Annotated in this window: 7 protein-coding genes and 1 pseudogene; 6 read left to right on the top strand and 2 right to left on the bottom strand. The window is 68.0% G+C overall.

The genetic code is table 11. The features are described 5' to 3' along the window. The 3 genes and pseudogenes from AQJ67_RS43780 to AQJ67_RS43775 form a co-directional block, all read left to right on the top strand. Positions 1-194 (top strand): annotated as a pseudogene (locus tag AQJ67_RS43780) (replication initiation protein); the annotation flags it as partial. 20 nt (positions 195-214) lie between these two features. Continuing rightward, positions 215-322: a MerR family transcriptional regulator gene (locus AQJ67_RS50990; protein WP_482258153.1), complete on the top strand. Its 108-nt coding sequence runs from the start codon at positions 215-217 to the stop codon at positions 320-322. A 101-nt stretch (positions 323-423) separates the two neighbouring features. Beyond that, positions 424-1,671: a tyrosine-type recombinase/integrase gene (locus tag AQJ67_RS43775; RefSeq protein WP_079056558.1), complete on the top strand. Its 1,248-nt coding sequence runs from the start codon at positions 424-426 to the stop codon at positions 1,669-1,671. 60 nt (positions 1,672-1,731) lie between these two features. On the opposite strand, the gene AQJ67_RS43770 is transcribed toward AQJ67_RS43775, so the two are convergent. Next, entirely contained in the window at positions 1,732-3,258 is a 1,527-nt protein-coding gene (locus tag AQJ67_RS43770; protein ID WP_062725713.1) for a TldD/PmbA family protein, read from the bottom strand. A gap of 240 nt (positions 3,259-3,498) precedes the next feature. On the opposite strand from AQJ67_RS43770, the gene fabG reads away from it, so the two are divergent. From fabG to AQJ67_RS43755, 3 genes are all read left to right on the top strand, one after another. Continuing rightward, positions 3,499-4,203, top strand: a complete 705-nt coding sequence (gene fabG / locus AQJ67_RS43765) for a 3-oxoacyl-[acyl-carrier-protein] reductase (RefSeq protein WP_062725711.1) — start codon at positions 3,499-3,501, stop codon at positions 4,201-4,203. A 5-nt stretch (positions 4,204-4,208) separates the two neighbouring features. After that, complete coding sequence (gene fabI / locus AQJ67_RS43760; RefSeq protein ID WP_062725708.1) at positions 4,209-4,979, top strand: enoyl-ACP reductase FabI; 771 nt, start codon at positions 4,209-4,211, stop codon at positions 4,977-4,979. A 163-nt stretch (positions 4,980-5,142) separates the two neighbouring features. Beyond that, positions 5,143-5,499 carry a hypothetical protein gene (locus AQJ67_RS43755; protein ID WP_062725707.1) on the top strand — a complete coding sequence of 119 codons (357 nt, stop codon included), beginning with the start codon at positions 5,143-5,145 and terminating at the stop codon, positions 5,497-5,499. Here AQJ67_RS43755 and AQJ67_RS43750 read toward each other — a convergent pair. Further along, positions 5,477-6,169 carry a FadR/GntR family transcriptional regulator gene (locus tag AQJ67_RS43750; protein WP_062725705.1) on the bottom strand — a complete coding sequence of 231 codons (693 nt, stop codon included), beginning with the start codon at positions 6,167-6,169 and terminating at the stop codon, positions 5,477-5,479. The two genes, AQJ67_RS43755 and AQJ67_RS43750, sit on opposite strands and share 23 nt — an antisense overlap. Between the last annotated feature and the right edge of the window lie 70 nt (positions 6,170-6,239).

Here is a 6,239-nt window from a genome sequence, read left to right as displayed (position 1 = left end):
TACACCGCCAGGGCGAAACCAAGGGCACGGACGGCCCGGACGCGGTCACGGAATCGGCCTGGCGCTACGTCGGCTCCGGATACACCCCCGGCGAGTCGGACGTTGCCTTTGGCATCGCCGAAGACATCGCCATAAACCGCCAACTGGCCAAGGAGGCGCGGGAGGACGCGGAGCAGTGGGGTGAGTGGCTGTGAGGGGTGGCAGCAATCTGCTCATGACGCCGGATGAGGCGGCCGTCGAACTCGGTGTCACGAAGCGGGTCCTCATGGACTCGTACCGACGCTGGGGCATTCCGTTCCTCAAGGTCGGCAAGCATGTCTGATTCCGAACTCGCGATCTACATAACTGGGTTGAGGCGCGCATGCAGCACAACTAGGCTGACGATCAGTCGCTAACCAATCAACATGTGGAGGCTTAACAAGCGTGGCGACCATCAAGAAAGAAGACTGCACCTGCCCCCGGCGCAAGAAGCCCACGTGCCCTCACAAGCCGTACCGGGTGTCGTACCGGGAGCCCGGGGGCAGGGCAGGCAAGCCCCGACAGGTGTCCTTCAAGAAGCTCGAAGACGCGGAGGCGTTCGCGGTCAAGGTCGAGCGGGACAAGGACCTCGGGACCTACATCAACCCCAAGGCGGGGCAGCGGACGTTCGCCGAGATCTGGAACGAGTGGGTTGAGGCGGGAACGCTCGAAGAGTCCTCGAAGAGGAACTACCAGAGCGTCTACGACAACCACTACGGGCCGTTTTTCGGGAGCAAGCCGATCGCCAGCATCACCCCGACGACCATCCAGGAATGGGAGGCGGATCAGAAGGAGCGTGGCTACAAGGAGACCGGCATCAACGGACGTAAAAACGTCCTCTCGTCCGTCTTCAACTATGCGGTGGCAGCCGAGATCATCGGCCGCAATCCGTGCAAGAAGGCGAACCCCCGTAGGCGCTCGGGACAGCAGCTCACGCCGGTCACCGACAATGACATCCCGACCATGGAAGAGGTGTTGGGGATCATCGCTGAGGCCCCCAAGCTGATCCGCGCTGGCTTCTGGGCCATGGCGGGCTGTGGGACGCGCCCGGGGGAGTCCTTGGCGCTGGCCGACGAGTCAATGGACTGGGAGCGCAGCACCCTCGCTGTGGATCACCAGGTCTCGGCCTACGGCTGTCAGGAGATCTCCGGCTTCCGGCGCGGAGTGAAGCGGGGTACCAAGCATCGGACGTTCGATCAGGCGCGGCGTACGCCAGTGCCCGAATCGATCAACGAGATCTTCAACGATCACATCGACGCGTTCGGTACCTGGGGAGAGCGGGGCTGGTTCTTCGAGTCGCCTCGACTGAATGACCGCCACCCGTCCTACGACTGGTTCCTGGATCAGTTCAAGGCGGCGGCCAAGCTGGCGGGGACTCCGCAGTACACCCCCAAGAGCTTCCGGCACTTCTTCGTCTCCGAAGCGATCCACGCCGACATCCCGCTCTTCGAGATCGCGGCGTGGGTCGGGCACCGGACCACGAGGACGACGGAGCTGGTCTATGGCCACCTGGTCCGCCGGGCAATGGACCGAGGCGCACGCACCATGCACAACCGCCTGGGTCTCAAGCTGGAGCCCTTCAAGGGCCTCATCGTCCCGCCCTCGCTGACGCCCTCAGAGGACGACATCGAGGACTGGGACGACGTGGCGTAGGAGGTTCGCCGTGATCGCGTGTCGACCTGGTGCAGACTTCAGACCGGATTGGATGCGGCCTCAGGCGCCGCCCGCCTCGGTCGTGGTGTTCAGGATGTTCACACTCCGGAACATTGCTGACGGGCACCCGTGCGAAACGGCAGCGACCTGCCCAGGTTGGGCCTTTCCGCAGTTGAAAGCCCCTCCGAGTACGTAGGTCTGGGGGCCTCCGACAGCCTCCATGGCACCCCAGAACTGGGGGGTCACCCCCTGATATGCAAAGTCCCGGACCTGCCCCGCAAGGCGGCCGTTCCGGATCATGTATGCCCTCTGACCCGTAAACTGGAAGTTGTAGCGCTGCATGTCGATCGACCACGACCGGTCGCCGACCACGTAGATCCCGCGGTCCACGCTCCCGATCAGGTCCTCGGTCGACATCCCGGCCGGATCCGGCTGCAACGACACATTGGCCATGCGCTGCACCGGCACATGCCCGGGGGAGTCGGCGAACGCGCACCCGTTGGACCGCTCGAACCCGGTCAGCCTCGCGATCCGCCGGTCCAGCTGGTAGCCGACGAGCGTGCCGTCCTTCACGAGGTCCCAGGACTGGCCCGCGACGCCCTCGTCGTCGTAGCCGATGGTCGCGAGGCCGTGCTCGGCCGTGCGGTCACCGGTGACGTTCATCAGGTCGGAGCCGTACCGGAGCTTGCCGAGCTGGTCGAAGGTGGCGAAGGAGGTGCCGGCGTAGGCGGCCTCGTAGCCGAGGGCGCGGTCCAGTTCGGTGGCGTGCCCGATGGACTCGTGGATCGTCAGCCACAGGTTGGACGGGTCGATGACGAGGTCGTACGGCCCCGCCTGAACGCTCGGCGCCCGAATCTTCTCGGCGAGCAGAGCGGGGATCTGCTCCAGCTCACTCTCCCAGTCCCAGCCGGTCCCCGTCAGGTACTCCCAGCCGCGTCCGACCGGCGGCGCGATGGTGCGCATGGAGTCGAACTCGCCGCTGGACTCGTCGACCGAGACGGCCGTCAGCTGCGGGTGCAGCCGTACCCGCTGCTGGGTGGTCACGGTTCCCGCGGTGTCGGCGTAGAACTTGTTCTCGTGGACGGTCAGCAGCGAGGCGTCCACGTGATTGACGCCGTCCGCCGCCAGCAGCCGCGCGCTCCAGTCCGCCAGCAGCGCCGACTTCTCCTCGTCGGGCACGGAGAACGGATCGATCTCGTACGACGAGATCCACGTCTTGTCGGCGTGTACCGGCTCGTCGGCGAGCTCCACCCGCTCGTCCGACCCGGCGGCCTTGATCACCTGCGCCGACAGCTTCGCCATCGCCACCGCCTGCGAGGCCACCTTGGCCGCGGCGTCCAGCGTCAGATCCACCCCGGACGCGAACCCCCAGGTCCCGCCGTGCACCACCCGCACCGCGTACCCGAGGTCGGTGGTGTCCGACGACCCGGCGAGTCTGGCGTCCCGCAGCCGCCAGGACGCGCTGCGCACCCGCTCGAAGCGGAAGTCCGCGTGCTCGGCGCCGAGCGCACGCGCGCGTGCCAGGGCGGCGTCGGCCAGGGCGCGTAGCGGAAGCGCCGTGAAGGCTTCGTCGATCGTATGAGGCACGGAGGTCTCCCTGCTGTCGTGGCCTGTCGGCACCGATCATGTCGCGCGGGCGGGGCCACGGACCACACGTTTCCGGCTGGAGCCGTCATCTTTCTGTAGGGACCCGACAGCGACACCCGTACGCCACTGTCGGTGCCCGAATGTCCCCGGACCGGACCGGCCCGATAGGTTTTCGGAGAAGCCGCCTGTCATCCAGCTGTTCGGGCGGATGTGTCAGACCCCTATCGAAAGGGTGATCCGTTGAGCCGCTCGGTTCTCGTCACCGGAGGCAACCGGGGCATCGGCCTCGCCATCGCCCGCGCATTCGCCGACGCCGGCGACAAGGTCGCCATCACATACCGCTCGGGTGAGCCGCCGGCCGGCTTCCTGGCCGTCAAGTGCGACATCACCGACACCGAGCAGGTGGAGCAGGCCTACAAGGAGATCGAGGACGCGCACGGGCCCGTCGAGGTGCTCGTCGCCAACGCCGGCATCACCAAGGACCAGCTCCTGATGCGCATGTCCGAGGAGGACTTCACCTCGGTCATCGACACCAACCTCACCGGCACCTTCCGCGTCGTCAAGCGCGCCAACCGCGGCATGCTGCGCGCCAAGAAGGGCCGCGTCGTCCTCATCTCGTCGGTCGTCGGTCTGTACGGCGGTCCCGGCCAGGCCAACTACGCCGCCTCCAAAGCCGCCCTGGTCGGCTTCGCGCGCTCCCTCGCCCGTGAGCTGGGATCGCGCAACCTCACCTTCAACGTCGTGGCGCCCGGCTTCGTCGACACCGACATGACCAAGGTGCTCACCGACGAGCAGCGCGCGAACATCGTGTCGCAGGTCCCGCTCGGCCGGTACGCGCAGCCGGAGGAGGTAGCCGCCGCGGTGCGCTTCCTCGCCTCGGACGACGCCTCGTACATCACTGGAGCCGTCATCCCCGTTGACGGCGGACTGGGAATGGGTCACTGATCACCATGAGCGGAATTCTCGAGGGCAAGCGCATCCTGATCACCGGTGTGCTGATGGAGTCCTCCATCGCCTTCCACACCGCCAAGCTGGCCCAGGAGCAGGGCGCGGAGATCATCCTCACCGCCTGGCCCCGGCCCACGCTGACCGAGCGCATCGCCAAGAAGCTGCCCAAGCCGGCCAAGGTCCTGGAGCTCGACGTCTCCAACGACGAGCACCTCGCCCGCCTGGAGAGCCAGGTCCGTGAGCACCTGGGCGACCGGCTCGACGGCGTCGTGCACTCCATCGGTTTCGCGCCGCAGGACGCGCTCGGCGGGAACTTCCTGAACACGCCGTTCGAGTCCGTGGCCACCGCCATGCACGTCTCCGCCTTCTCCCTGAAGTCGCTGACCATGGCCCTGCTGCCGCTGATGACCGAGGGCGGCTCCGTCGTCGGCCTCACCTTCGACGCGCAGTTCGCCTGGCCGCAGTACGACTGGATGGGCCCCACCAAGGCCGCGCTGGAGGCCACGAACCGCTACATGGCGCGTGACCTCGGCAAGCACGACATCCGCTGCAACCTGATCTCGGCGGGCCCGCTCGGCTCCATGGCCGCCAAGTCCATCCCCGGCTTCGCCGAGCTGGCGTCCGTCTGGGACAGCCGCTCCCCGCTGGAGTGGAAGCTGGAGGACCCGGAGCCGGCGGGCAAGGGCGTCGTCGCCCTGCTGTCGGACTGGTTCCCGAAGACCACCGGCGAGATCGTCCACGTGGACGGCGGCCTGCACGCCATCGGCGCCTGATCTCCCGTACGCCGTCCGACGCCCCGTTTCCCGCCCGTGCGCGGGGAGCGGGGCGTCACCCGTTCGGCCTATCCGGCCGGGCGGGCCGGGCCCGCAACTGCGCACTCTGGAGTACGCGTTCACTTCGCGAGCCCCTCCCCACCACGGCCGAGGAGGTCCCCTTGTGCGCTTGTCCCGCCGCCTGGCCTCAACGACCGTCGCCGTCGCTCTCGTACTGCCCCTGTCGTACGACGCGATAGCCCACACGCGCGTGCACACCGCGGAAGCGGAAGCGGAGCCCGAGGATCCGTTCGGCGCCGCCTGCCGGATACGCGTCACCGGCTCCCATGTGACCGCGTACTGCCACAACCCCTATCCGGAGACCGACAGGGTGAGCCTGCACGTCGAGTGCGCCCGCTGGTGGGACATCGACAGCGACGGCTCCTCGGTGGCCGCCGAGCCCGCGCAGACCGTACGGCTGACCGGGCGCTGCTGGAAAGAGGTCGCCTCGGTGTGGGTCAGCCACCGGCAGGAGAGCTGAAGCGCCCCGGACGGCACAGGAACGGATAGCTCGCCGCCTCCGCCGCGGCCGCCTCCGCGTCGCCCGCGCGGATCGCGTCGACCAGACGCGCGTGGTCCATGTGGGTCTCCGGCGTCAGCTCCTGGCCGATGTCCTCGCGCAGCCAGTCCCGCAGGACCTCGCCCAGGTCGGCGTACATCGCGGTCATCACGTCGTTGTGGGAGGCCGCCACCACTGCCAGATGGAAGGTCGCGTCGGCCGCCACGAACGCCTCCGCGTCACCCGACTCCCAGGCCTCCTCGCGCCGCACCAGCAGGGCGTCCAGCTGTTTGAGGTCCTTCTCCGAGCGCCGCTCGGCGGCCAGCTTCGCGGCGGCCGACTCCAGCGTGGAGCGCAGCTCCGCGATGTGCCGGGGGTCGGCGTCGGCGAAACGGCGGTGCATGACGCCGGCCAGCTCGCTGGTGGCCACCACATAGGTGCCGGAGCCCTGGCGGATGTCCAGCAGGCCGTTGTGAGCGAGCGCGCGGACGGCCTCACGGACCGTGTTGCGGGCCACGCCGAGCTGCTCGACCAGCTCGGGCTCGGTCGGGATCCGGGCGCCGACCGGCCATTCGCCCGACGTGATCTGGTGCCGCAACGCTGCGATGACCTGCTCGGACAGCGCCGAACGACGGGGGTGGCTCAAGGGCATGGCACACCTTCGCACGGGAGGACGGGCACCGGGCGACCCGGAGGTGGACAACCAATCATCCCATGATTCT

Source organism: Streptomyces caeruleatus, from assembly GCF_001514235.1.
GTDB classification, from domain to species: Bacteria; Actinomycetota; Actinomycetes; order Streptomycetales; family Streptomycetaceae; genus Streptomyces; species Streptomyces caeruleatus.
The sequence above is the reverse complement of the archived record's forward strand: the minus strand, read 5'-3'. Positions and strand labels throughout refer to the sequence as shown.

What these genes read in the sequence shown, in the direction of transcription:
- AQJ67_RS50990 (WP_482258153.1), top strand. Translation starts at nt 215, where the DNA reads ATGACGCCGGATGAGGCGGCCGTCGAACTCGGTGTCACGAAGCGGGTC.
- fabI (WP_062725708.1), top strand. Translation starts at nt 4,209, where the DNA reads ATGAGCGGAATTCTCGAGGGCAAGCGCATCCTGATCACCGGTGTGCTG.
- AQJ67_RS43750 (WP_062725705.1), bottom strand. Translation starts at nt 6,169, where the DNA reads ATGCCCTTGAGCCACCCCCGTCGTTCGGCGCTGTCCGAGCAGGTCATC.